The sequence below is a fragment of the Bacillus haynesii genome (assembly GCF_001969855.1).
Classification (GTDB): Bacteria; Bacillota; Bacilli; order Bacillales; family Bacillaceae; genus Bacillus; species Bacillus haynesii.
Window position 1 is genome coordinate 206,639 of record NZ_MRBL01000013.1, and the last position, 21,275, is coordinate 227,913.

The 21,275-nt window shown below is 48.0% G+C and carries 19 protein-coding genes; 8 read left to right on the top strand and 11 right to left on the bottom strand.

Annotated features, from left to right (window positions below):
• Positions 1 to 211: 211 nt before the first annotated feature.
• Positions 212 to 1,414 (bottom strand): ornithine--oxo-acid transaminase, encoded by a 1,203-nt coding sequence (locus tag BTA31_RS12350; protein WP_043925965.1) that lies wholly within the window; start codon positions 1,412 to 1,414, stop codon positions 212 to 214.
• Positions 1,415 to 1,655: 241 nt separating this feature from the next.
• Between BTA31_RS12350 and BTA31_RS12355 the strand changes: the two genes are divergently transcribed.
• The 4 genes from BTA31_RS12355 (at position 1,656) to BTA31_RS12370 (ending at position 5,453) form a co-directional block, all read left to right on the top strand.
• On the top strand, positions 1,656 to 3,068 hold the full coding sequence (locus tag BTA31_RS12355; RefSeq protein WP_076791946.1) for a sigma-54 interaction domain-containing protein: 1,413 nt from the start codon (positions 1,656 to 1,658) through the stop codon (positions 3,066 to 3,068).
• Between the two features lie 128 nt (positions 3,069 to 3,196).
• Positions 3,197 to 4,003, top strand: coding sequence for a cystine ABC transporter substrate-binding lipoprotein TcyA (gene tcyA, locus BTA31_RS12360; RefSeq protein ID WP_076791949.1), 807 nt, complete (start codon positions 3,197 to 3,199; stop codon positions 4,001 to 4,003).
• Positions 3,990 to 4,694, top strand: a complete 705-nt coding sequence (locus BTA31_RS12365) for an amino acid ABC transporter permease (RefSeq protein ID WP_043926244.1) — start codon at positions 3,990 to 3,992, stop codon at positions 4,692 to 4,694. Before tcyA ends, BTA31_RS12365 begins: the two co-directional genes overlap by 14 nt.
• 15 nt (positions 4,695 to 4,709) lie before the next feature.
• Positions 4,710 to 5,453, top strand: a complete 744-nt coding sequence (locus tag BTA31_RS12370; protein WP_076791952.1) for an amino acid ABC transporter ATP-binding protein — start codon at positions 4,710 to 4,712, stop codon at positions 5,451 to 5,453.
• 38 nt (positions 5,454 to 5,491) lie between these two features.
• Here the strand turns inward: BTA31_RS12370 and BTA31_RS12375 are convergent, their stop codons facing one another.
• Positions 5,492 to 7,216 (bottom strand): methyl-accepting chemotaxis protein, encoded by a 1,725-nt coding sequence (locus BTA31_RS12375; protein ID WP_076791955.1) that lies wholly within the window; start codon positions 7,214 to 7,216, stop codon positions 5,492 to 5,494.
• A 14-nt stretch (positions 7,217 to 7,230) separates the two neighbouring features.
• The gene (locus tag BTA31_RS12380) at positions 7,231 to 8,892 is read right to left on the bottom strand and encodes a pyridoxal phosphate-dependent decarboxylase family protein (RefSeq protein ID WP_076791958.1); all 1,662 of its coding nucleotides are present in this window, start codon (positions 8,890 to 8,892) and stop codon (positions 7,231 to 7,233) included.
• A 236-nt stretch (positions 8,893 to 9,128) separates the two neighbouring features.
• Between BTA31_RS12380 and BTA31_RS12385 the strand changes: the two genes are divergently transcribed.
• Entirely contained in the window at positions 9,129 to 9,377 is a 249-nt protein-coding gene (locus BTA31_RS12385) for a hypothetical protein (protein WP_239693185.1), read from the top strand.
• 8 nt (positions 9,378 to 9,385) lie between these two features.
• Here the strand turns inward: BTA31_RS12385 and BTA31_RS12390 are convergent, their stop codons facing one another.
• Positions 9,386 to 9,574 (bottom strand): hypothetical protein, encoded by a 189-nt coding sequence (locus BTA31_RS12390; protein WP_225315912.1) that lies wholly within the window; start codon positions 9,572 to 9,574, stop codon positions 9,386 to 9,388.
• Complete coding sequence (locus BTA31_RS12395; protein WP_239693186.1) at positions 9,565 to 9,783, bottom strand: hypothetical protein; 219 nt, start codon at positions 9,781 to 9,783, stop codon at positions 9,565 to 9,567. The genes BTA31_RS12390 and BTA31_RS12395 overlap by 10 nt, the downstream gene beginning before the upstream one ends.
• A 162-nt stretch (positions 9,784 to 9,945) precedes the next feature.
• On the opposite strand from BTA31_RS12395, the gene BTA31_RS12400 reads away from it, so the two are divergent.
• Positions 9,946 to 10,608 carry a YczE/YyaS/YitT family protein gene (locus tag BTA31_RS12400; protein ID WP_043926236.1) on the top strand — a complete coding sequence of 221 codons (663 nt, stop codon included), beginning with the start codon at positions 9,946 to 9,948 and terminating at the stop codon, positions 10,606 to 10,608.
• 22 nt (positions 10,609 to 10,630) lie between these two features.
• On the opposite strand, the gene BTA31_RS12405 is transcribed toward BTA31_RS12400, so the two are convergent.
• On the bottom strand, positions 10,631 to 11,086 hold the full coding sequence (locus BTA31_RS12405; RefSeq protein ID WP_076791964.1) for a GyrI-like domain-containing protein: 456 nt from the start codon (positions 11,084 to 11,086) through the stop codon (positions 10,631 to 10,633).
• 40 nt (positions 11,087 to 11,126) lie between these two features.
• Positions 11,127 to 11,942: an alpha/beta hydrolase gene (locus BTA31_RS12410; protein ID WP_076791967.1), complete on the bottom strand. Its 816-nt coding sequence runs from the start codon at positions 11,940 to 11,942 to the stop codon at positions 11,127 to 11,129.
• A gap of 69 nt (positions 11,943 to 12,011) precedes the next feature.
• Between BTA31_RS12410 and BTA31_RS12415 the strand changes: the two genes are divergently transcribed.
• Positions 12,012 to 12,692, top strand: a complete 681-nt coding sequence (locus BTA31_RS12415) for a 4'-phosphopantetheinyl transferase family protein (RefSeq protein ID WP_076791969.1) — start codon at positions 12,012 to 12,014, stop codon at positions 12,690 to 12,692.
• An 11-nt stretch (positions 12,693 to 12,703) separates the two neighbouring features.
• Here BTA31_RS12415 and BTA31_RS12420 read toward each other — a convergent pair whose 3' ends face one another.
• A complete protein-coding gene (locus BTA31_RS12420) occupies positions 12,704 to 14,053 on the bottom strand; it encodes an aminotransferase-like domain-containing protein (RefSeq protein ID WP_076791972.1) in 1,350 nt (449 codons plus the stop codon).
• Positions 14,054 to 14,188: 135 nt separating this feature from the next.
• On the opposite strand from BTA31_RS12420, the gene BTA31_RS12425 reads away from it, so the two are divergent.
• A complete protein-coding gene (locus BTA31_RS12425; protein ID WP_076791974.1) occupies positions 14,189 to 15,100 on the top strand; it encodes a DMT family transporter in 912 nt (303 codons plus the stop codon).
• Between the two features lie 46 nt (positions 15,101 to 15,146).
• Here the strand turns inward: BTA31_RS12425 and licTE are convergent, their stop codons facing one another.
• From licTE to BTA31_RS12440, 3 genes are all read right to left on the bottom strand, one after another.
• Positions 15,147 to 15,887 (bottom strand): lichenysin biosynthesis thioesterase LicTE, encoded by a 741-nt coding sequence (licTE, locus tag BTA31_RS12430; RefSeq protein WP_076791977.1) that lies wholly within the window; start codon positions 15,885 to 15,887, stop codon positions 15,147 to 15,149.
• A 3-nt stretch (positions 15,888 to 15,890) separates the two neighbouring features.
• Positions 15,891 to 19,739, bottom strand: coding sequence for a lichenysin non-ribosomal peptide synthetase LicC (gene licC / locus BTA31_RS12435; RefSeq protein WP_076792011.1), 3,849 nt, complete (start codon positions 19,737 to 19,739; stop codon positions 15,891 to 15,893).
• A gap of 56 nt (positions 19,740 to 19,795) precedes the next feature.
• The coding region (locus BTA31_RS12440) for a condensation domain-containing protein (protein ID WP_076791979.1) at positions 19,796 to 21,275 on the bottom strand (1,480 nt) is incomplete at its 5' end.

Genomic DNA, 21,275 nt, shown 5'->3' on the forward strand with positions numbered 1-21,275 from the left:
TTCGTTTCAGTGTATATTGTTCACGGTTTTCATGATTCAAACCGCCTTCACCCCTTCCGTTTCCATTCTCCCTAATGTCAGCTCCCCCTATGACATATAGACTATTTTTTAAATCTTCTGAACATTTTCCTGATATTTCAATTTTTGACAAACTTCGCACAGCCGGCGAAAAAACGGGCTGAACAATCCCCTCATTGTTCAGCCGTTCGCTTTACTTCGACAAAACACGGGTAATCTTTTCAATCGCCCAATCCAGATCCTCATTTGAGATGACAAGAGGAGGTGCAAAGCGAATGACCGTCTCATGCGTTTCTTTGCAGAGCAGCCCTTCTTCTTTCAGGCGCTCGCAATACGGACGCGCCGCCTCGGTCAGCTCTACCCCGATGAACAGCCCTCTGCCGCGCACTTCTTTAATTTTAGGATTATCGATTTGTGAGAGCTTTTCTTTAAAATATTCCCCAAGCTCCAGCGACCGTTCAGCGAGCCGCTCGTCTTCCAGCACTTCAAGAGCGGCGATCGATACGGCGCATGCAAGCGGGTTCCCTCCGAAGGTCGATCCGTGCGAGCCCGGATTGAACACGCCAAGCACATCCCGGTTTGCAGCAATGCACGATATCGGGAACACGCCGCCTCCGAGCGCTTTTCCTAAAATGTACATGTCCGGTGTGACATCCTCCCAATCAGAGGCGAACATTTTGCCTGTTCGTGCAAGCCCTGACTGTATTTCGTCGGCGATAAACAAGACATTGCGTTCTTTGCAGGCTTCTGCTGCCTGTTTCAAAAAGCCTTCCGGCGGAATGACAATGCCCGCTTCACCCTGAATCGGCTCAATTAAGAAAGCGGCTGTATTCGGTGTGATCGCCTGTTTCAGCGCCTCCAGATCCCCGTATGGAATCAGCTTGATGCCGGGAAGCATCGGTCCGAAACCGCGTTTATACTCTTCTTCTGAAGAAAGCGACACAGCCAGCATCGTCCGGCCGTGGAAATTCCCTTCACATGCGATAATTTCTGCCTGATTGTCCGGAACGCCTTTTACATCATAAGCCCAGCGCCGGGCTGCTTTAATCGCGGACTCAACCGCCTCCGCCCCGGTGTTCATCGGCAGAACCATATCTTTCCCTGTTAATGAAGCGACCTTTTCATAGAAAGGACCAAGCTGGTCATTGTGAAAAGCTCTCGAAGTCAGGGTAATTTTGTCGGCCTGATCTTTTAACGCCTGGATGATTTTCGGGTGCCTGTGCCCTTGATTCACTGCGGAATAAGCGCTCAGCATATCCATGTAGCGATTGCCTTCCGGATCTTTCACCCACGCGCCTTCCGCTTCAGAAATCACGATCGGCAGAGGATGATAGTTATTCGCGCCAAAATGTGCGGTTTGCTTCATAATTTTCTCGGACTTTGATAGAACCGTCATTCTGATTCCTCCTTCTTATTTTTGGACATACATGCCAGATGTCGTATTTTGTTTCACTCTATCTTATATGCAAGTATTGTGCCAATCCTTAAAACCGCAAATTTTCAGAACATTGCATGTATAATTCGCAAAAATTTTTGCGGTTTTTATTCAAAGGTGCAAAAATAAATGCATATTTTTTTGCACCTTTATCAAGTCTTCACTTAAAATGGAGACAGAGACGAACAAAGGGGGATGTCACTTGCTGAAGGATTACGATTTACTGAAGCTTATTTTTCAAAGAATTATAGATGAAATCGATATCGGCTTGCATGTCGTCGATGAAAACGGCACATCTGTTGTCTATAACAAAAAAATGAGCCAGATTGAAGGGATGGATGTCGGCGATGTGCTCGGCAAAAACGTGCTGGACGTGTTTACGTTTGCCAGCCAGCATGACAGCACTCTCCTGCAGGCGCTGCATCACGGGAAAACGAACAAAAACGTCAAGCAGACTTACTTCAATAACAAAGGCCAGGAAATTACGACCGTCAATCATACGTTTCCCATTATGGAAAACGGGAATACGAAAGGAGCGGTCGAGATTGCCAAAGATGTCACAAAGCTTGAACGCCTGATCAGAGAAAATATGAACAAAACAGAAAACACAAAGTATACGTTTGACAGTCTGATCGGCGTCAGTCCGGCGTTCAAGGAAGTCATTGAACATGCAAAACGGGCGACCCGGACCTCTTCATCCATTCTGATCGTTGGCGACACCGGAACCGGAAAAGAACTGTTCGCCCAAAGTATACATAACGGAAGCCAGCGCTCGACGGGCCCATTCATCTCGCAAAACTGCGCAGCCCTCCCGGGAAGCCTTGTCGAAGGCCTTTTATTCGGCACGGTCAAAGGCGCATTCACGGGAGCCGTCGATCGCCCGGGTCTTTTCGAACAAGCAGACGGCGGCACACTGCTCCTTGACGAAATCAATTCTTTGGACTTCAGTTTGCAGGCAAAGCTTTTGCGCGCGATTCAAGAAAAAACGATCAGGCGGATCGGCGCTTCGAAGGATACTCCGATCGACGTCAGGATCATCGCGACGATGAACGAAGATCCAGTCGACGCGGTCAGCGGCCAGAGGCTGCGAAAAGATTTGTATTACAGGCTGAGCGTCGTCACCTTGTTCATTCCTCCATTAAAAGAACGAAAGGAAGATATCATGCCGCTCACGCAGCATTTTATCGACAAATACAACGCATTGTTCCAAATGGAGGTCAAGGGTTTTGAAGAAGATGTGCGGCGGTTTCTGCTTTCTTACGATTGGCCGGGAAACGTCAGGGAGCTTGAACATTTAATTGAAGGCGCCATGAATTTGATGTCCTACGAAGACAAAATGGAGCTGACACACCTTCCATTGCAATACAGGACGAAACCAGCGGCAAAGGAGCAGCTGCCGCAGCAGGGATATGATCTGTTCGCCCCGCTTCCTTCCGCCTCAGCCGCTTCTTTAAAGGAACAAATCGAGAATGCCGAAAAGTATTATATTCAAAAAACCGTTAAAAAATGCAATTACAATGTGTCACAAGCGGCTCGGGTTCTGGGGATCAGCAGGCAGAGCCTGCAATACAGGCTTAAAAAATGGAAGATCCGCTTTGATCAGGAGCCAGAATGATCTTCTCTCCCTTTCATCACTAAAAACGTATTTCTTGACTCATACTAAAAAAGGTTTATGCTTTACTTTTGTAAGAGCCTTAAGTAAAATCATATCAACTAAATCCAATCAGAAAAGTGGGGAATAAAATGAAGAAAGCCATATTCGCTGTATTATTGACGCTGTTGATCACCGTGATGGCAGCATGCGGCGCGTCAGGGGACAATTCCAAAGATAAAAACGCAGCCGGCGACAGCCTCTGGTCTTCAATTAAAGATAAAGGCGTATTGACCGTCGGTACTGAAGGAACGTACGAACCATTTACATTCCACGATAAAAAAACAGATAAATTAACAGGTTATGATGTCGAAGTGATGCAGGAAGTCGCCAAGCGCCTCAACCTGAAAGTTGAATTTAAAGAAACGCAGTGGGACAGCATGTTTGCCGGACTCAACTCCAAGCGTTTTGACGTCGTTGCCAACCAAGTCGGGAAAAAAGACCGTGAAGATCAGTACGATTTTTCTGATTCATATACAACTTCCCAAGCCGTCGTTGTCACAAAAGCGGACAACAACGATGTAAAGTCTGAAGGGGATGTCAAAGGAAAAAAAGCTGCACAGTCTTTGACAAGCAACTATAATGACCTTGCGAAAAACGCCGGCGGTGAAATCGAAGGCGTGGAAGGAATGGCTCAGGCGTTTCAGCTGATTCAGCAGGGCCGTGTCGACCTTACCTTTAACGATAAACTGGCGGTGCTGAACTATTTGAAGACATCAGGAAACAAAAACCTGAAAGTCGCTTTTGAAACAGGCGAGCCGCAAACTACCCATTTTGCTTTCCGCAAAGGAAGCGGCGAGTTGGTTGACAAGGTCAACTCCGCGCTGAAAGACATGAAAGAGGATGGCACACTCGCGAAAATAGCGAAGAAATGGTTTGGCGAAGATGTTTCTAAGTAATATACAAGCGGCGGCCATCGGCGCGGCGATCCCCTGGGATCTTGTGCGTGAGTCATTTTGGCCGATCTTTTTGAGGGGAATCTATTACTCGATTCCCCTTGCCATTCTCTCTTTTATATTCGGTATGATCATCGCATTGATCACGGCGCTGGCGAGAATGTCCAAATCCCGCATTTTAAGAGCGGTTTTCGGCATTTATGTCTCAGCGATCCGCGGAACGCCGCTGCTCGTTCAGCTGTTCATCATTTTTTACTTGTTTCCTGCGTTTCAAATCACGATTGACCCGTTTCCGAGCGCAATCATTGCCTTTTCATTAAATGTCGGCGCTTATGCGTCGGAAATCATCAGGGCTTCCATCCTTTCCGTTCCGAAAGGACAATGGGAAGCGGCTTATTCGATTGGAATGACTCAAAAAACGGCGCTTACCAGGGTCATCCTGCCGCAGGCTGTACGCGTGTCGATCCCGCCATTATCCAATACATTCATCAGCTTGGTTAAAGACACATCGCTTGCGTCACAGATTCTTGTTGCTGAATTATTCCGGAAAGCCCAGGAAATCGGGGCCAGCAACCTTGACCAAATTTTAATCATTTATATGGAAGCCGCATTCATCTATTGGATCATCTGCTTTGTTCTCGCGCTTGTTCAGCAGCAGATTGAACGGCGGTTGGACCGGTATGTGGCCAAGTAAGGAGGGAAATAGACCATGCTTGTGATCAAAGGGCTGAATAAATCCTTCGGCGAAAATGAAATCTTAAAAAAAATCGATCTGAACATCGAAAAAGGAAAAGTGATCGCCATTTTAGGGCCGTCCGGTTCCGGCAAGACGACGCTGCTTCGCTGCCTGAACGCTTTGGAAACTCCAAACCGCGGCATTCTTTCTTTTGACGATTTCACCATCGACTTTTCCAAGAAAAATAAACCGGCTGACCTCCTCCGCCTGCGGAGAAAGTCAGGAATGGTATTCCAGGCCTATCACCTGTTCCCGCACCGAACCGTGCTCGAAAATGTGATGGAAGGGCCTGTAAAAGTGCAAAAGCGCAATAAACAGGAAGTCAAAAAGGAAGCTGTTCAGCTGCTGCAAAAGGTCGGCCTTGAAGACAAAATGGACCTCTATCCATTCCAGCTTTCCGGGGGACAGCAGCAGCGCGTCGGCATCGCCCGCGCCCTGGCCATCAAGCCTGAACTGATGCTTTTTGACGAGCCTACATCGGCGCTTGATCCCGAGCTGGTCGGTGAAGTGCTGAAAGTCATGAAAGACCTTGCGAATGAGGGCTGGACGATGGTTGTCGTCACCCACGAAATCAAATTCGCGCAGGATGTCGCAGACGAAGTCGTCTTTATCGACGGCGGCGTCATCGTCGAACAGGGTCCGCCTGAACAAATTTTCTCAGCCCCTAAGGAAGAACGAACAAAACAGTTTTTAAACCGGATTTTGAATCCTGTATAAACAAAACAGCCTGATCTCTCTGGATCAGGCTGTTCTTTTTATTCAGCGGCCAGTTTAAACTTGGATGCCGCTTGATTCAATTCTTCAGACAAAGCGGAGAGCTGCTGAATGGCCGATGCGATTTCCTGCATGCCTGCGCTTTGCTGCTCCGCTGCAGCCGCGACTTCTTCAGAACCTGCCGCCTGCTCTTCGGTAACGGAGGAAATCTGCTCCATCGCAGACGAAATGTTTTGATACGATTTTTCGACTTTTAACAAAGACTGCAGCAATTGATCGGTGCGTTCGGCAAATTGAGAGATCCCTTTAAAAATCCCTGAAAAATTCTCGTATGTGCCATTGATTAAAATCTGCCCTTTGTCAACCGCTTCGTTTCCTTCCTGAATGCGTTCCATGACAAGCCGGCTGCTCTCCTGCGTGCCCGCGACAAGCTGGGAAACGGATAAAGCGGCATCTGCCGAGCGTTCAGAAAGCTTTCTGACTTCTCCCGCAACAACTGCAAAGCCCTGACCTTCTTCACCGACCCGGGCGGCTTCAATGGAAGCATTGAGCGCCAGCAAATTCGTCTGTTCGGCAATAGAGGAAATCATACCGATGACTTTTTCAATTTCTTCAGTATGGTTTTGCATCTCTGCTGCCGCTTGTTTGGACTCTTCCATCACGTTTTTAATCGTCTGGGTCTGCCGCAATGTTTCTTCGACAAGCTCCTGCCCGGTCTTGGAATCCTTGCTTACGCCTTCGGCAACGTTCTTCATCTCGTTTACTTCTTCTGTGACATGTGAAAGCTGATGATCGATTTCGGCAGCCGATGTATGGCAATCCGAAACGGAAGAGACAACTTCGTTGATTCCCTCGCTCATGCTGTTCATCGATTCAGCCACCTGGACCGCGCTTTCGCTCGATTCAGACGATACATTTTTCAGCTGGAGGCTCGTCTTGGATACCTCTTCAGAGGAGGCTGAAATATGTCCGATCAATTGGTGTAAATTTTCGCTCATCCGCTTGAACGATTCGGCGAGTTTTCCCGCTTCATCACGGCTCTTGACGGAAATGTCAGCCGATAGATCGCCGTCGGCAATTTTTTCTGAAGCCTTCATCAGCTGCCTGATCGGCTTCGCGATGTAAGAACCGAGCAAATAGGCCATGACCATGCCAAGCAGCAAAACAAATGCTGAGATCGCAATTGTATACCATTTCGCTTTTGCCGCTGTCGCCGGAATCACGGAAGCATCAAGGTCGATCCCCAAAATTCCGACCTTTTCGCCTGAGCCGTTCTCAAGCGGCAGAAAAATTGACTGGTGGATGCCGTATTCGTCCTCATACACATCGCTTACCGTCTCTTTGTTTGTCGACAAAGCTTCTTTCATTTCGGGAGAAAAGCTGTAATCCGTGCCGAAATCATCGGACGTATCCGACAGCACGAGAATCCGCTCCTTCCCGCCCTCATTGGAAAGGATATAGATATTCTCAAGTTTGTTTTTCTTTTTCAGGCTGTCCACAGCCATTTTTGTCTGCTTGTAAAGCGGGTTATCTGCGGAATCGATCTCAAGCGGATTCCCGTCCAGACGTTTGATTTGGTTTTCAGCAAGATGAATATCGGTATAAAGGCGGTTTTGGAACTGCTGTTTCAGCTGCTCTGACAAGTCTTTACTGATAAAAGTAAACACAGCTGAAAATGATGCGATCGTGATCAAAAGCACTAAAGCGACGCCAATCATAATTTTGACTGAAATGTGTTCTGTTAGCTTTTTCTTCAACGTTTTCATCGTCTATATCCCCTTTAATTTGTCATGAGAGATCCATGCTCCCGGCAGACTTCCTTAATATTTTCTTTTAAATAATCGATAATTCCCGGGACATGTTCAGGCATGGTATACGGAGAAATGACGAAAAATTTGCTGACGCAAAGCGGTATCTCAGTCCCTTCACAGGACTTCACAAGCAAGTGTTTTTTCGTATCGCCAAAAAACATCTTGTCCCTTTTTGTTCCGAGCTTCTCAAATAATTTTTCAGTGAGTGCATTGTTTCTTTCCAGCTCTTGAATGGTGCATGCTCCCGATAATTCGTCTTCAAATCTCGGCGCACCTTCAGGATAAATGCGAAACAGCGTAGACATGCCGCAGTTGTCCGGGTTCACAATATCGGCTTCCGGAATCTGCTGAGACAGCTGTTCCCTAAAATGCAGGTTGACTTCAAGGAACTGGGCGAGCAGCTTTTGATAGCCTTCATAGCCAAATGCCATCAGCGCGCTGTACATACTGATCGAACTGGCCATGCGCGAACATTCCAGCGTGTAGCCCGTATGGTAGTCCCCATAGCCGCGGTGGCCGACATACGGCGTCTCATCAGGATCCAGATCGATCCGTTTTAAGTCATTGCGATCCTTCACAAGAAACAGGCTTGTCACATAAGGCGTCTGCCCGAGCTTCTGAAAATCAAAGCAAAGCGAATCGGCTGCATGCAGATGTCTCATTTTTTCCTGAATCGGTTTGATCATGCTGAGGACGCCGGGACTGAAGGATAAAGCGTTCTCATTCAGATCGTACTCATTAAAAAAGGCAAAAAATCCTCCCAAGGCGGAATCGGCGTGGATATGCGGAACCGGCAGCCCGAAGCTCTTCGCCGTTTCTTCAGCCGCACGGCGGACAGCGCTCACATCATCGATGCCGATCGCATCTGTTGTTCCTGTCGTAGCCACGATATAAACGGGAATGCCCCCGGCTTCGCAGACTTGTCTAAGCTTCGCTCGTAAATCTTCGGTATCCATGGAATGGTCGAGATTTGTTTTGACTTTAATTAAATGATCGCTCCCGAGTCCTGCAGCTTCCATCGACTTATACAAGCTGTAATGAGCCGCTTCAGAACAAAACGCATAGAAATTGCCGGGAACTCCTTCTTTTAGGGATGACGGCGCCATTTTTGCAATTGCAATTCTGAGGCCGCTGTATACCGCACCTTGTCCTCCCCACGTCGTATATCCTCCGCTTGTTTCGGCATCATACCCCGCAAGCTTTGACATCATCGCCGTAACTTTCACTTCCGCCTCCGCTCCGGCTGGACCGTACACATCCCACAGGTTGTTGCCATTGACCATAAACGCCGTTAGCATGCCTAATATCCCCGGGATGCTGGCCATCGGCAGAATGTTCGTGAAAAAGTATTTGGTGTGATACGGATGGCCGTGCAACAGCTTCAACAGCTCTTCGTTAACCTCTTTCATCGGCGCACCTTCATGTGGAATCCGACTCTCTGCAACCAGCTTTTCATAAAAGAAGCCCTCACGGTTCTTCTCGCCGTCAAGGTTGACCTGATCCGGATTTTTCAGCTTGTCCACTCCCTCGATCAGCTGCTCGATCAATGATAGGAATTCGTTTCTTTTCGCTTCATTTCCGTCTTCGCTCGGAAACCATCTCTGTACATCCGGTGTATTGCGTTGCTGCATGATTTTCTCTCCTGCCTTGTCTTTTATATTTCAGAAAAAGATTTCACTTGCCATATCGGTATAATATTCCTATATTTTTAGGCTTTCGCTCAAAAAGTTCATGAAATTGTTTTATCTTTTACATTTTCTTTCAAATAAAAAAACTTCTTAACAATAGATTAAGAAGTTTTTGAATCATTTGAGCGCTATTTCCGTACAATAGAATGATAAATTCATATTGGAAAGGATTTCTTAAAATGAAACACGAAAAAGGGAAAAAGACATTCAGTATGAGAATGGTGCTCAATCTGGCCGGTCTATTCGCCTTTATCAGCATGACAGTCGGCGCATATACCCAGGCTTATTACTTGGATGAACATCTCGAACTCCGCCGCTTCACATACATGACGGCATTAGAGTGGAAAGAATTTTTATTGTTTGTGTCCGGGACGGCCGTCATCTATTTCGTTTTGGCAAACGTTCTTTTATACAAGAAAAAACGCTGAAGAAAGGATTAGTGCTTTCGCCTTCGCCATTCCTTCATTTCCTCTATAAAGGCAAGATACAGACAGACGATTAAGGCAATGATCAAAGCGATCCAAACGGGCATCGCCAGAAAAGGTGCATAGTTCAATATAAACAACAGCGCCAGACAGGCTAAAAAAGCAAGACAGATCAGCCTAACTAAAAAAATCAACGCCATTCCCCTCCTTTTTTCATAAAATCTGCTGTTTTTCCGCTGCATACTGCTGAATCGCAATGAACAAAGAGCCAGCATACAAGAACGTCCCAAACTCCCGGTTCGCCCATCGGCTCTGTCAAATAGGACTGGCCGATGATACTTCCGTCGACAGAAACAAAAATGTCCCGGACCACTATCGACTGTAAAGGCTCTGAATTACTCTCCTCCATGATGGAAAATGCATCCCACAGCTATCATACATCATTTTCATCAATTGGAATATAATCATAATTATGTAAATTGAAGAGGCACATGCCGAAATCCACATTTATCCGTTCTGAAGAATGTGATACAATGACAATCGATTGTTTTTTTGAAAAGAGGGGAATCCATTGAAGCGGGAACTTGTTTTGCGCTGGCTTTTTTATTTTGTCGGATTGATTGTTTTGTCTTTCGGGGTTTCTCTTACGATTGAAGGGAAAGTGCTCGGCATCGGTCCTTGGGATGCGTTTCACTACGCGCTGTATATGCTTTTGGGCCTTACGGTCGGCCAATGGGCAATTATTGTCGGGGCGGTCATCGTAGGTTTAACGTCCTTATTTACAAAAGCATGGCCGAAAATCGGCGCCGTGCTTAATATGCTGTTAATCGGTATTTTTATAGATTTCTTTACTTATATTCTTCCAGACCCGGAAACGTATATTTCAAGCACTGTCGTATTCGTGATCGGCGTCATTTTTATCGGTTACGGAGTCGGCATTTATGTGTCGGCCGATCTCGGTGCGGGTCCGCGTGACTCCCTGATGCTTTTGATTTCCGAGAAAACGGGCTGGAACGTTCAGTGGGTCCGCAACGGAATGGAGCTGACGATTTTATTGATCGGCTGGCTGCTCGGCGGACCGATCGGCATCGGCACTGTTTTAACTGCTATTTTAACAGGCCTGATTTTGCGGTTTTCTTTGCCGCAGTCCAAACAGCTTTTAAAAGCAGCAATGACAGGAAGGCGTATCAGAGCTGCCAAGCCTGTACATATGTCGCTGAAAAAAAACGGATGAGCGTTTCATCCGTTTTTCTTATTTATATTTTCTTCTTGACTACCGGTATCCAAATCTCGGTGATGTGGTCTTGCGCCATAATATCCCCGTCTTTCGGATAGGCTTCATATTGCGGCGCGTTCACCAGTTCATAGCCCGTCGCCGGAAACCATTCTGAGAAGATCCTTTCCCATGTGGCTTGAACAGCCGGATTGACGGGACCGATGGCCTCAAATACGGCCCAAGTTGCGGCGGGAATCGGTTTTTCGACACAGCCGGCAGGCGTGTCGGCGGTTGTTTTTTCGACCCCGATGACATAATTGAACGTATCGGCTTGATCGTTAAAATCCATGCAGACGCCAAGGAAGCCGAGCGGACCGATATAATAATGAAATTTCGAACAGTATGCGATTTTGGCGATTTCTTCGTGTTTCAGCGGCTGATCGAAGTGCTTTTCAATATAATCGATGCTTTCAGCCAAACGATTCAGAATTTCCATTGCTTCCACTCCTCTCGTTTACAACGATACTTCATGCCAATCAGAAATTCCTGTCATTCCGTGCGCTGTTGTGACAGGAGCCGAACAGCCATTTGACGGCTTCCGGAAAACGCTTCGCAAACCTCTCAAGCCGATGTGAGCCTCCTTCATCAATGACAAATTTCAGTTCTTTTTCAGAGACGGCGCTTTCGGTTAGCAGGCTGAAGGCTTCCTTCGTCCTCGGTATCATCTCCTTCTGCAGATTATCCCTGTCTGCCCCTTCCGTACTTCCGACATCCATATAAATGCGCAGATGCTCATTTTCAAAGCGGTTATTCTTCATAAACTCGGTCATTCCTTCAAACCAGAAAGACCCTGACAAAGATCCGATTTTCCCAAAGGTCTCCGATGCTAAATAAGCCGTGTAAACCGAGATCAATCCGCCGAACGACTTTCCGATAATTCCTGTATGTTCACGGCTTGGATTCGTTCGGTAGTACCGGTCGATATAGGGCTTGAGCCGATTTGCCAAAAAAGCGGCATATTCGTTTCCCTTCCCGCCGTACTCCCGTTTATTCGGCAGCAAATGCGGTTTGGGAAAAGGCGTGTATTCGCTTTCCCTGTCTTGTGGAGCCACTCCGACCAGCAGCAATTCCGGCACTTCCTGATTCGAAAACAGCTTTTCGATTGAGCGCAAACTGTTGCTGAAGGCCGGATCGAATAAATCTCCCAGGTCGTGTACGTATAGAACGGGATAGCGGTTTTCACCGCTCCCGTATGAAGGAGGAAGATAGATCAAAAGCTCCCTCCCGAAGCATGTATCTTTTATCAATGTTCCGTCTATCATGTTCATTATTCCATTCTGCACAAGTATCATGCCTATCTTTCCTGCTGTCTGTTTGCTAAAATGAAAGCAGAAAAATATCATGTGAAGAGGTTGCGTTTGATGAAGATTTACGCCGTTTATATGGATCAGCTGCCGGAAGCCGGTCAATTTAACCGAATGATGGCCATGGTGTCTGAAGAAAAGCGAAAAAAAGTGGGCAGATACAGATATCCCGAAGATGCCAGCCGGACGCTGATCGGGGAAGTGCTGGCGAGGCACATCATCAGCGAAACGTTTCATTTGCCGAATGATCAGATCCGTTTTACGGAAGGAAGGTACGGCAAACCGGCTGCTGAAGGCCTGAACGACTTTCATTTCAACATTTCCCACTCCGGAAAATGGATCGTGTGCGGAGCCGGCACGCATCCGATCGGAGTGGATGTCGAAACGATCAAGCCGATCAATTTCGACATTGCCAAGCGGTTTTTTTCACCTTCCGAGCACCATGATCTCATGGAAAAGGACGAATCAGAACGCCTGTCGTATTTCTATCATTTGTGGACGATGAAAGAAAGCTTTATCAAACAGGCGGGAAAAGGCTTGTCTCTGCCGCTTGATTCCTTCTCCGTCAAGCTGAACGAGCAGGGGCGCGCTTCGGTGAAAACTCCCCCGGGCTATCCGTCTTGCTATATACAAGCCTATGAAATTGACCCCGGCTATAAGATGGCGGTGTGTTCCGCCGCGCCTGAATTTCCCGACCGCATTGTGATGAAAAGCTGCGCTGAACTGTCAATGCTTTAAAAAGTCCCGGCCTAAAAATAAGCGGTTTCCACCGCTTGCCGCAATCGCTCGATCCCGCGGCGGATGTCAACTTCCTTCACATTGGACGTATTAATTTTTAATAGATTTCTTTTTGGAAAAGTTGACATATAATGAGCGTTGACCGGTTCGAGCAGGACGTCCCGTTTTTGTAAGCTTTTGATTAGACGGGAAGCCGGGATCGTCCGGTCCAATTCGATATGGGTGTGGATGGCCGGATGTGCGGGAGGATGGAATTCAAGCACATCCCCTAGTGACGCGGCACATTCTTTTAGCAGATCATGCAGAAGGCATGATCTTTTTTTATAGGAAGAACGGATCTTTTGCTTATGCTTTTCAAACATCCCGCTCTTCAAATAGATCTCCAAAGCGGCCTGAGACAGCATGGAACTGTCAATGTCGAGCAGCTGTTTGTACCGGTTGAACACATTTGTCAGAGAATCGGGAAGCACGGCGGCTCCAACCCGCAACCCCGGAAAAATAATCTTGGAGAAACTTTTCAAATAAATCACGCATGAAGAAACGTCATAATAATGTAACGGATCCGCCTTTTTGTGATTCTCCAAATCTCCTAAAAAATCATCCTCGGCGATATAGACGTCATATTTCTCCGCCAGCTTGACGATGGCCATTTTTTCCTTTTCCGTATAGGAGGTCCCGAGCGGATTGTGGAATCTCGGCATCGTATAAAAGAATTTGATGTCTTCGGTTTGAAAGATGCGCTCCAGCTCGTCCATATCGATGCCTTCAGCAGTTCTCTCGATGCCGATTGCGGGGATGCCGTGAACATCAAGGTATTGAATCAGTAAGTGATAGCTCGGCTGTTCGATCAGAATTTTCCGCTTTCCGTTAGGAAAAGGCATTGAAGCGAGCAAAGCGAGAGCCTGCTGGACGCCTGATGTAATAAAAATGTGTTCCTCTTTTGCAAATACCTGGCTGTTGGCAAGCTCTTTTTGAACGGCCTCGATTAATGACGGAAGACCTTTCGGTGTCCCATAGATAAACAGATCGTTTTTGTATGTGTCGATGGCTTTATTGATGCAGTGCTGAAAATCGATGTATGGAAAAACATCCGGATCAGGAGCGGATGCTGCGAAATCGATCACGGCCTTTCCGGGGTCTGGCCGCTGATTCGTTTTTTTCACGACGTAATAGCCGCTTTTCGGCACTGAATAGATGAGGTGCCGTCTTTCCAGCTCGTTAAACGCCCTGATGACCGTGCTTTTGCTTATATTGAAGCGTACGGACAGTGCGCGGATGGAAGGCAGCCTGTCCCCTTCCTGAAAGGATTTGTCTTCGATCATATCCTCCAATTCGTTCATCAATGCGACATATTTGTGCATGTTCGTCTCCTTCGCCAATCTGTAACGGTACAGATTCCGTTTTTTTGTATTGTAGCAGATTTCGCTTCCGTATAAGATGACAGAAGCCGGTAAAATATCTGTATTGCATGCATACTTTAACGGAGATGATCGACTTTGAACAAATCTGCTTATGCGGCAGCTTTGCTCTATGCTTTTATCATTGGGTTTTCCTTTTTCTTTGTCAAATTGGCTCTCACTGCAGCGAGTCCGGTCGACATTCTGGCCCATCGTTTTACGATCGCTTTTTTGGCCGCGCTCTTTCCCCTTCTGCTCGGACGGGTGAAGATCGCCATCAGCATAAAAGACGCACTGAAGGTGCTGCCTTTAGCATTATTTTATCCTGTCATGTTTTTTGCTTTTCAAGTTTTCGGGCTCGTCTACACGTCTTCGTCTGAAGCCGGTATCATTCAAGCGGCGATCCCGATCTTTACAATGATCTTCGCCGCTTATTTTTTAAATGAGCGGTTTACGAAACGGCAATTCTTTTTCACCGTCTTGTCTGCGGCGGGGGTGGCCTGCATCTTTATGATGAAAAGTGCAGGCAACGGAAGTTCCGATTTGCGAGGGACGGCGCTGATTTTGCTTTCGGCGCTTTCATCGGCGGGCTACAGTGTGCTCGCCAGAAAGATGACGCGCACCTTCAGCTCGCTTGAATTAACATATGTGACAACGGGTGCGGGATTTCTCTTTTTCAACGGCATCGCCGGGATCAGCCATATGTCAGACGGCACGCTGAGCGGATTTTTTGCCCCCTTCACTGATCCGGTGTTTGTTCTTTCGGTTTTGTATTTAGGTGTGTTGTCATCGTTTGCGACATCATTTTTATCAAATTATGCACTGTCAAAAATAGAAGCTGCGAAAATCAGCATGTTTAATCATCTGGCGACACTGGTGACGATTTTAGCGGGGATCATATGGCTGGGAGAATCTCTCGAATGGTTTCACATCGCAGGAACGGGGATGATCATTGCCGGAATGATTGGAGCGACGATGGTTCGGCGGGAAAATCGGCTGAAAAAAAGCTGAAAAAACGGAAAATCGGCAGCTGCAACACACCGATTTTCCGTTTTCTTTACATTGTCGGTCTAGCCTCCCTGCGGCTGGCCGCGGCAATCGTTTTCAACTTGGCGGCTACTTGTTCCGTTTCTGATAAAAGATACATATGTCCGCCTTTGAAATAGTGGAAATCGATCGTACGCGCCCACTTTTTCCAGCCAAGCGCATCCTTCATGCATTTCTCATCACGATCTCCGTTCAGAATATGAACAGGCGATCTGAGCGGCGTATGATCGGTATGGCCGAACGTCTCAAGCGCTCTGTAGTCCGCTCTGAATGACGGCAGGAAAAAGTTCATGATTTCCCTGTGCTCTGCCAGTTCTTGAGGTATTCCGCCAAGCTGGATGAGATGGTCGAGAAATGCGTCATCCTTTTTGTGAGACACCTTTTGCCGCTGAATATGAGGCGGCTGAATGGCTGAAATCACCGCGGCTGCCGGAAAGATCCCTTCTTGTTCAAGCTTTTGCGCCAACCTGTAAACAACCATGCCGCCCATGCTGTGGCCGAACAGCACGAATTGGGAGGAAAGCCTCGGCTTGAGCGCTGCTATATACAGATCGACGAGCTTTTCCAAATTATCGACAAGCGCCATTCGATTTGTTCCGTGTCCAGGCGGTTCGATCGCCAGCATATCAAAATCTGCTTTTAAATGTTCATAAAGCGTTCTGAATGATGCCGAATATCCCCCGGCAAACGGGAAACAGATCAACTGCATGCCGCTTGCCGGCGCTCCAAACTGCTTAATGACCTCGTTCATTCATCATGCACCTCCGATTACAGCGGCACGTTCGCCCAAAATCTGTCTGATCAGATCTGCATTGGTTTTGACAAAGCCGTCTGCAAGCATTTCATCATGTCTTCCAGCACCTTGATATTCATCATAAGAAGACTCCGTTCCTTCCTTCCACGACGAAAGCCATGCCGGGAGCGGTTTCGCCTGCTCTGATTTGATCAAGTGAATCTCGGAGCTGACCGTTCCGTGATGGACAAGATTGACAAAGTAAGAATAATAGGCTGTCATCTTTTTGGCGATACCATCGGCAACCGCCTTGATTTTCATATATTCATTGTCCTTGTTGGCTTCCATCAGGGCAGCCGTATCGGTTTCAATTGACCGCCCTTCTAAATCGCTGACATCGTTCTTCATATATGAGTCGATCAGCAGCAGCTTTTCGACTTTCCGTCCGTTCTTTTCGAGCGCTTGCGCCACTTCAAAGGCAAGTCCGCAGCCGGCTGAATAGCCGATCAATGTCAGCGGCCCTTCAGGCTGAAGGCCGGAGATGGCTTCTGCATAGCGCACGGCGCGGTCATCGCTTTCTATAAAGTCAAACGCATGAATCTTGTATTCCGGCATTTGTTCGGCCAGTTTGCCGTACATGATGCCATATCCGAGGACGGGCGGGAAGGCGAACAAATGGCGGGTGCTTTCCTGATTGAAGACGGTTTTTTTCACGTCATCCGCATGTCCGCCTTGGGCGATATAAACCGCGAGACCCTCGATTGTAGGCATTTCAAACAACACATTCACCGGAACATCGATGGCGAGATCTTTCAATATCCGGGAGGTGACGGCCATGGCTGTCAATGAATGTCCGCCGATTTCAAAAAAGTTCTCGTCTATTCCGATCTGCTGTCTGCCGAGAACCTCAGACCAAATCACCGCAAGCTTTTCTTCTGTAACATTGCGGGGTGCACGGCGCTCTGTTGAATTCGGCCGGCCATCGGCTTCGGGAAGAAGGCGGCGGTTGACTTTTCCGTTTGCGGTGAGCGGCAGCTCTTCAAGCATGATATATGCATCCGGCACCATGTAAGCCGGAAGCTTCCGAGCCAATTGGCGGCGAACCTCCTCGCTTGCAACCTCAGCTCCCTTTACAGGGACGACATAAGCAGTGAGCGCCGCATCCCCGTTCCCGCTTTTCTTGGCGGTTACCACCGCTTCCTTTACACCTTGACAGCGCAGCAGTGCCTCTTCGATTTCACCGAGCTCAATCCGGTGTCCGCGGATTTTCACTTGGTCATCGATCCGTCCGATGAAGTCGATATTGCCGTCAGGCAGCCAGCGGGCCAGATCCCCCGTCCTGTACATCGTTTCACCGCTGTTAAACGGATGAGGCGCGAATTTTTCCGCAGTCAATTCCGGCCTGTTCAAATAGCCGCGCGATACCCCAGTACCGCTCAGACACAATTCACCCACCGCTCCAATCGGCTGAAGCCGGTTATTTTCCGTCAGGATGTATGCATTCGTTTCGTTTATCGGCTTGCCGATCGGAATGGAAGCCGCGCTGTCCTCCATGCGGTTGACCGGATAGAACGTCGCGAAGACGGTCGTTTCCGTCGGCCCGTATACATGGATGATTTTGTCCGGTCCCATGGCAGCAAATGCTTTCTCGACATGGCTGACAGATGAGCGCTCTCCGCCGAACAGGACTTTGCGAATCCCTTTCATCCACTCTGTTCCCGCATCGACCAACAGGTTGAACAGCGCCGTTGTCACAAACATGACTGTGATGTTTTCCTTCTGAATCGTTTCTGTCAGCTTGCCGATATGGAGAATCGTCGCCTGATCGGCCACCACCAGCTTTGCTCCGTTTAACAGCGCGCCGTACACATCAAATGTGAATCCGTCAAACGCATAGTTTGAAAGGGACAGCAAGGTGTCTTTCTCGGAAAGGCTGATGTAGTTTGTTTCTTTTACAACCCTTGTAATATTGGCATGTGTCGTCAGATTGCCTTTCGGTTTTCCCGTTGTGCCTGACGTATACATGATATAAGCAAGGTCGTCCGGCTCGGCAGTGATTTCAAGGTTCCGCCCGCTTTCAGCAGACACCGCCGGATCTTCGATCAAGATCGTATTCTGATGAAAAGAAAGCGACGCCGCCCGTCCGGCAAGCTCCTCTTGTGTCAGCATGCAAACAGCCCCGCTGTCTTCCAGCATATACTGAATCCGCGCTTCAGGATATTCCGGGTCAACCGGCAGATAGGCGCCCCCTGCTTTTAAGACGGCGAGTAGTGCGATAACCATTTCCGGCGAACGGCGGAACAAAAGAGCGACGGGTTCGCCGCGGCCGACATTCTTTTTGCGCAAAAGATGCGCGACTTTGTTCGCCTTTTCGTTCAGTTCCCGATATGTCAGCGTCCGTCCGGCCGCTGATACCGCGGGCTGTTCCGGGAAGGCTTCAGCATATTGCTCAAACCATTGCGGGATCGTCAGTCCGGTTTGCTTCTGTTGGACTTGACCGTTAAATTCATGGAGAAGGCGCTCTTTTTCCTTTGTGGACACGACACAAATCTCGGCAAGCGGCTGCTCCGGATTTCTGATGATTTCGCGAATGGCTGTCAAAAGCTGTTCTTTTAACTGCAAGATGAAAGATGGCTCAAAGATATTCCGATTGTATGCAAGTTTCAGCAGCATTTCTTCCCCCGGTGAGGCGAGCAAATTCAGATCATAATTCGATTTTTCAAAAACGCTGATCTCGTCCATTGTGAAACCGAGATTTTTTTCTTCCTGCTGTTTGTTGGCTTCTTGCAGCGGATAGTTTTCAAAAACGATAATGTGGTCGATTAAGTTCGGCGCTGCTATATGACTTTGAATATCATAGAGCGGCACATACTGATGCGGCTCAGCTTCGAGCGCCTGCTTCTGCAAATTAGCGACAAGTTCCGTAAAGGTCGTGTCCGCGTCAAAGGTCACGCGTTTCGGCACGACATTGATAAACAAACCGACCATATGCTCGACACCTTGAATGTCAGCGGGGCGGCCTGACACAACTGTACCAAAGATTAGATCGCGGGATCGCTGATAGCGGCTGAGCAACACTGACCACACCGCCTGAAGTGCCGTGCTCAACGTGGTATGATGCGCCTTTGCAAGCTGTGTGAACGCTTCTGTATCTTCTTTTGGAAGGGTAAACAGCAGTTCTTCCGGCTGATTGCCGGCTTGCTCCGGTTTTTTCCGCTGTTCGCTGAACGTCGTCTGCCCTTCGAATCCGGCTATATGTTGTTCCCAGTAGGCCAGCGATTTTTGTTTGTCCTGACTTTCGAGCCATTTAATATATTCTTTGTAAGGTCTGACGGGCCCGAGGCTGTATGGCCTGTTTTCGCGGAGCGCTTGGTACACTTCGAACAGTTCATGTACGACAATGCCGAAGCACCATCCGTCAAGAAGAATATGATGATAGCTCCACACCCATTCGTAACGATCCTGTCCCTTCTTAAAAACCGCGGTTCTCATCGGAATGTCTTTTGAGAGGTTAAACCCTTTTTCTTTATCTTTTCGTTTATAATCTTCGATTCTCTCGTTTTGTTCAGCTTCTGAAAGTCCTGATAGATCAATTTCTTCTGCCTGAAATGACCTTTCCTTTAAAACGACTTGAAGCGGACGTTTCATTTTTTCATGAACGAAAACGGTTCGGAATATATCATACCTGCCGATGATGACATTCATGCTTTTTTCCAATACATCTTTTTGAAAAGAGCCTTTTACCTGCATGCTGATTTGTTCAATATAAAAGCCTTGCCCCGGATGCAGCAGCGTATGAAACAGCATCCCTTCCTGCATCGGCGACAAATAGTATATGTCCTTGACATGTTCTTTTTTAAACTGGCTCAAGATCGTTCCCCCTTTCATAGGCTCACCCGCTTGGCAAGCGGGCAAGTCCTCAGTGGTTAATTCAAGTTTTCTTCAAGAACATCAAACAGGTCGCCCATTTCTTCCATCTCAAGATCGCCGGCAGAAAAGTCACTCGGTGTAAATTCGCGCTCTTCTTTAGCTGTACAATGGTCGATCAATGCCGTTAGGAATGCTTTGAACCTGTCCATAAGCTCCTGTATGGTCTGCCTGTCATATTCCTCTGTATTGAATGAACATGACAAGATGAACTTTTCCATGCTGATGATGCCGCTGAAGCTCAGCGCATAGAGTGCTTCAGAGCTTTCAGATACCTGTCTTCCCATATCATAAGGAGAAGGCCCGAAGAAGTCGGTCTGCACCTCCCTGTCGATCTGCCCCAGGTAGTTAAAGCTGATGTCAGGCTTGATCGAGAAATCGGCACCGGCTTTTTTCCGGTCTGTCAAGTAGCGAAGGATGCCGTAGCCGATTCCTTTGTCAGGAATGCGCCGAAGGGTTTCTTTGACGTTTTTAATGGTCTCAGGCAATCCTGCCGCTGCTTCGCTTTTTAAAATAACCGGATATTGTGCGGTAAACCACCCCGCCGTTCTCGAAATATTCATCCCTGGAATGATTTCCTCCCTGCCGTGCCCTTCCATATTGATGCAAATATTGGAGTCGTTCGTCCATTCCCTGATCGTCAGGCTGAGTGCGGAAAGCAGGATGTCATTGATATCCGTTCCATACGGCTCATGCACTTTCGTCAGCAGCAGACGCGTCTCCGCTTCGTTTAATTCAACCTTAACAGCAGAGGTGTTTTCCGCTTTTCTTTCTGCGGCAGCGCGATCTTTCGGCAGCTCACAAATGCGCTCTTGTTCAAGTCTGCGCCAATAATCGGCCGTTTTAAGGAAGCGTTCGGTTTGCGCATAAGCCTCAAGCGCTTCAGCCCAGTCTTTAAACGAATTGGTTTTGTCAGGGAAGACAATGTCATGCTGCTGTGCTGCTAGTGAATAGCCTGATGCAAAGTCTTCCAGCAGAATCCGCCATGACACGCCGTCGATCACCAAATGGTGAATGACGATCAGCAAATGGTCGCCTTCCGCAGTCTGATACTGTTCAGCCTTTACAAGCGGCCCGCTTTCGAGATCAAGGCTTGCCTGGAGACGGTTTGCCTGGGCGGCGATTTCCGTTTCAATGTCTGTGACATAGCGAAGGTCAACCACTCGAAAGGCGAATGAACGGTCCCCCGGCCCGCGGTTATATTGAATGAGGCGGCCGTTATTTTTTTGATACACCATGCGCAGGGCATCATGATGCTCTGTCAATGCCGCCAATGTCTGTTCGACGATCTCCGGGTCAAACCTTGAAGGGGCGTGAAGCATAACCGACTGATTCCAGTGATGCTCGTTCGTAAATTTGCGCTCAAAGAACCAGCGCTGGATCGGCGTCAGTGTGACTTCGCCTTCGACTGGGCCTTGATCGATCGGTTTAGCGTCTGCCCATTCAATATACGAACTGATCTCTCCGATCGTCGGATGC

What these genes read in the sequence shown, in the direction of transcription:
- BTA31_RS12350 (WP_043925965.1), bottom strand. Translation starts at nt 1,414, where the DNA reads ATGACGGTTCTATCAAAGTCCGAGAAAATTATGAAGCAAACCGCACAT.
- BTA31_RS12410 (WP_076791967.1), bottom strand. Translation starts at nt 11,942, where the DNA reads ATGATACTTGTGCAGAATGGAATAATGAACATGATAGACGGAACATTG.
- BTA31_RS12365 (WP_043926244.1), top strand. Translation starts at nt 3,990, where the DNA reads ATGTTTCTAAGTAATATACAAGCGGCGGCCATCGGCGCGGCGATCCCC.
- BTA31_RS12390 (WP_225315912.1), bottom strand. Translation starts at nt 9,574, where the DNA reads ATGGCGTTGATTTTTTTAGTTAGGCTGATCTGTCTTGCTTTTTTAGCC.
- BTA31_RS12420 (WP_076791972.1), bottom strand. Translation starts at nt 14,053, where the DNA reads ATGCACAAATATGTCGCATTGATGAACGAATTGGAGGATATGATCGAA.
- BTA31_RS12415 (WP_076791969.1), top strand. Translation starts at nt 12,012, where the DNA reads ATGAAGATTTACGCCGTTTATATGGATCAGCTGCCGGAAGCCGGTCAA.
- BTA31_RS12405 (WP_076791964.1), bottom strand. Translation starts at nt 11,086, where the DNA reads ATGGAAATTCTGAATCGTTTGGCTGAAAGCATCGATTATATTGAAAAG.
- tcyA (WP_076791949.1), top strand. Translation starts at nt 3,197, where the DNA reads ATGAAGAAAGCCATATTCGCTGTATTATTGACGCTGTTGATCACCGTG.
- BTA31_RS12375 (WP_076791955.1), bottom strand. Translation starts at nt 7,216, where the DNA reads ATGAAAACGTTGAAGAAAAAGCTAACAGAACACATTTCAGTCAAAATT.
- BTA31_RS12370 (WP_076791952.1), top strand. Translation starts at nt 4,710, where the DNA reads ATGCTTGTGATCAAAGGGCTGAATAAATCCTTCGGCGAAAATGAAATC.
- licTE (WP_076791977.1), bottom strand. Translation starts at nt 15,887, where the DNA reads ATGAACGAGGTCATTAAGCAGTTTGGAGCGCCGGCAAGCGGCATGCAG.
- BTA31_RS12380 (WP_076791958.1), bottom strand. Translation starts at nt 8,892, where the DNA reads ATGCAGCAACGCAATACACCGGATGTACAGAGATGGTTTCCGAGCGAA.
- BTA31_RS12395 (WP_239693186.1), bottom strand. Translation starts at nt 9,783, where the DNA reads ATGGAGGAGAGTAATTCAGAGCCTTTACAGTCGATAGTGGTCCGGGAC.
- BTA31_RS12385 (WP_239693185.1), top strand. Translation starts at nt 9,129, where the DNA reads ATGAAACACGAAAAAGGGAAAAAGACATTCAGTATGAGAATGGTGCTC.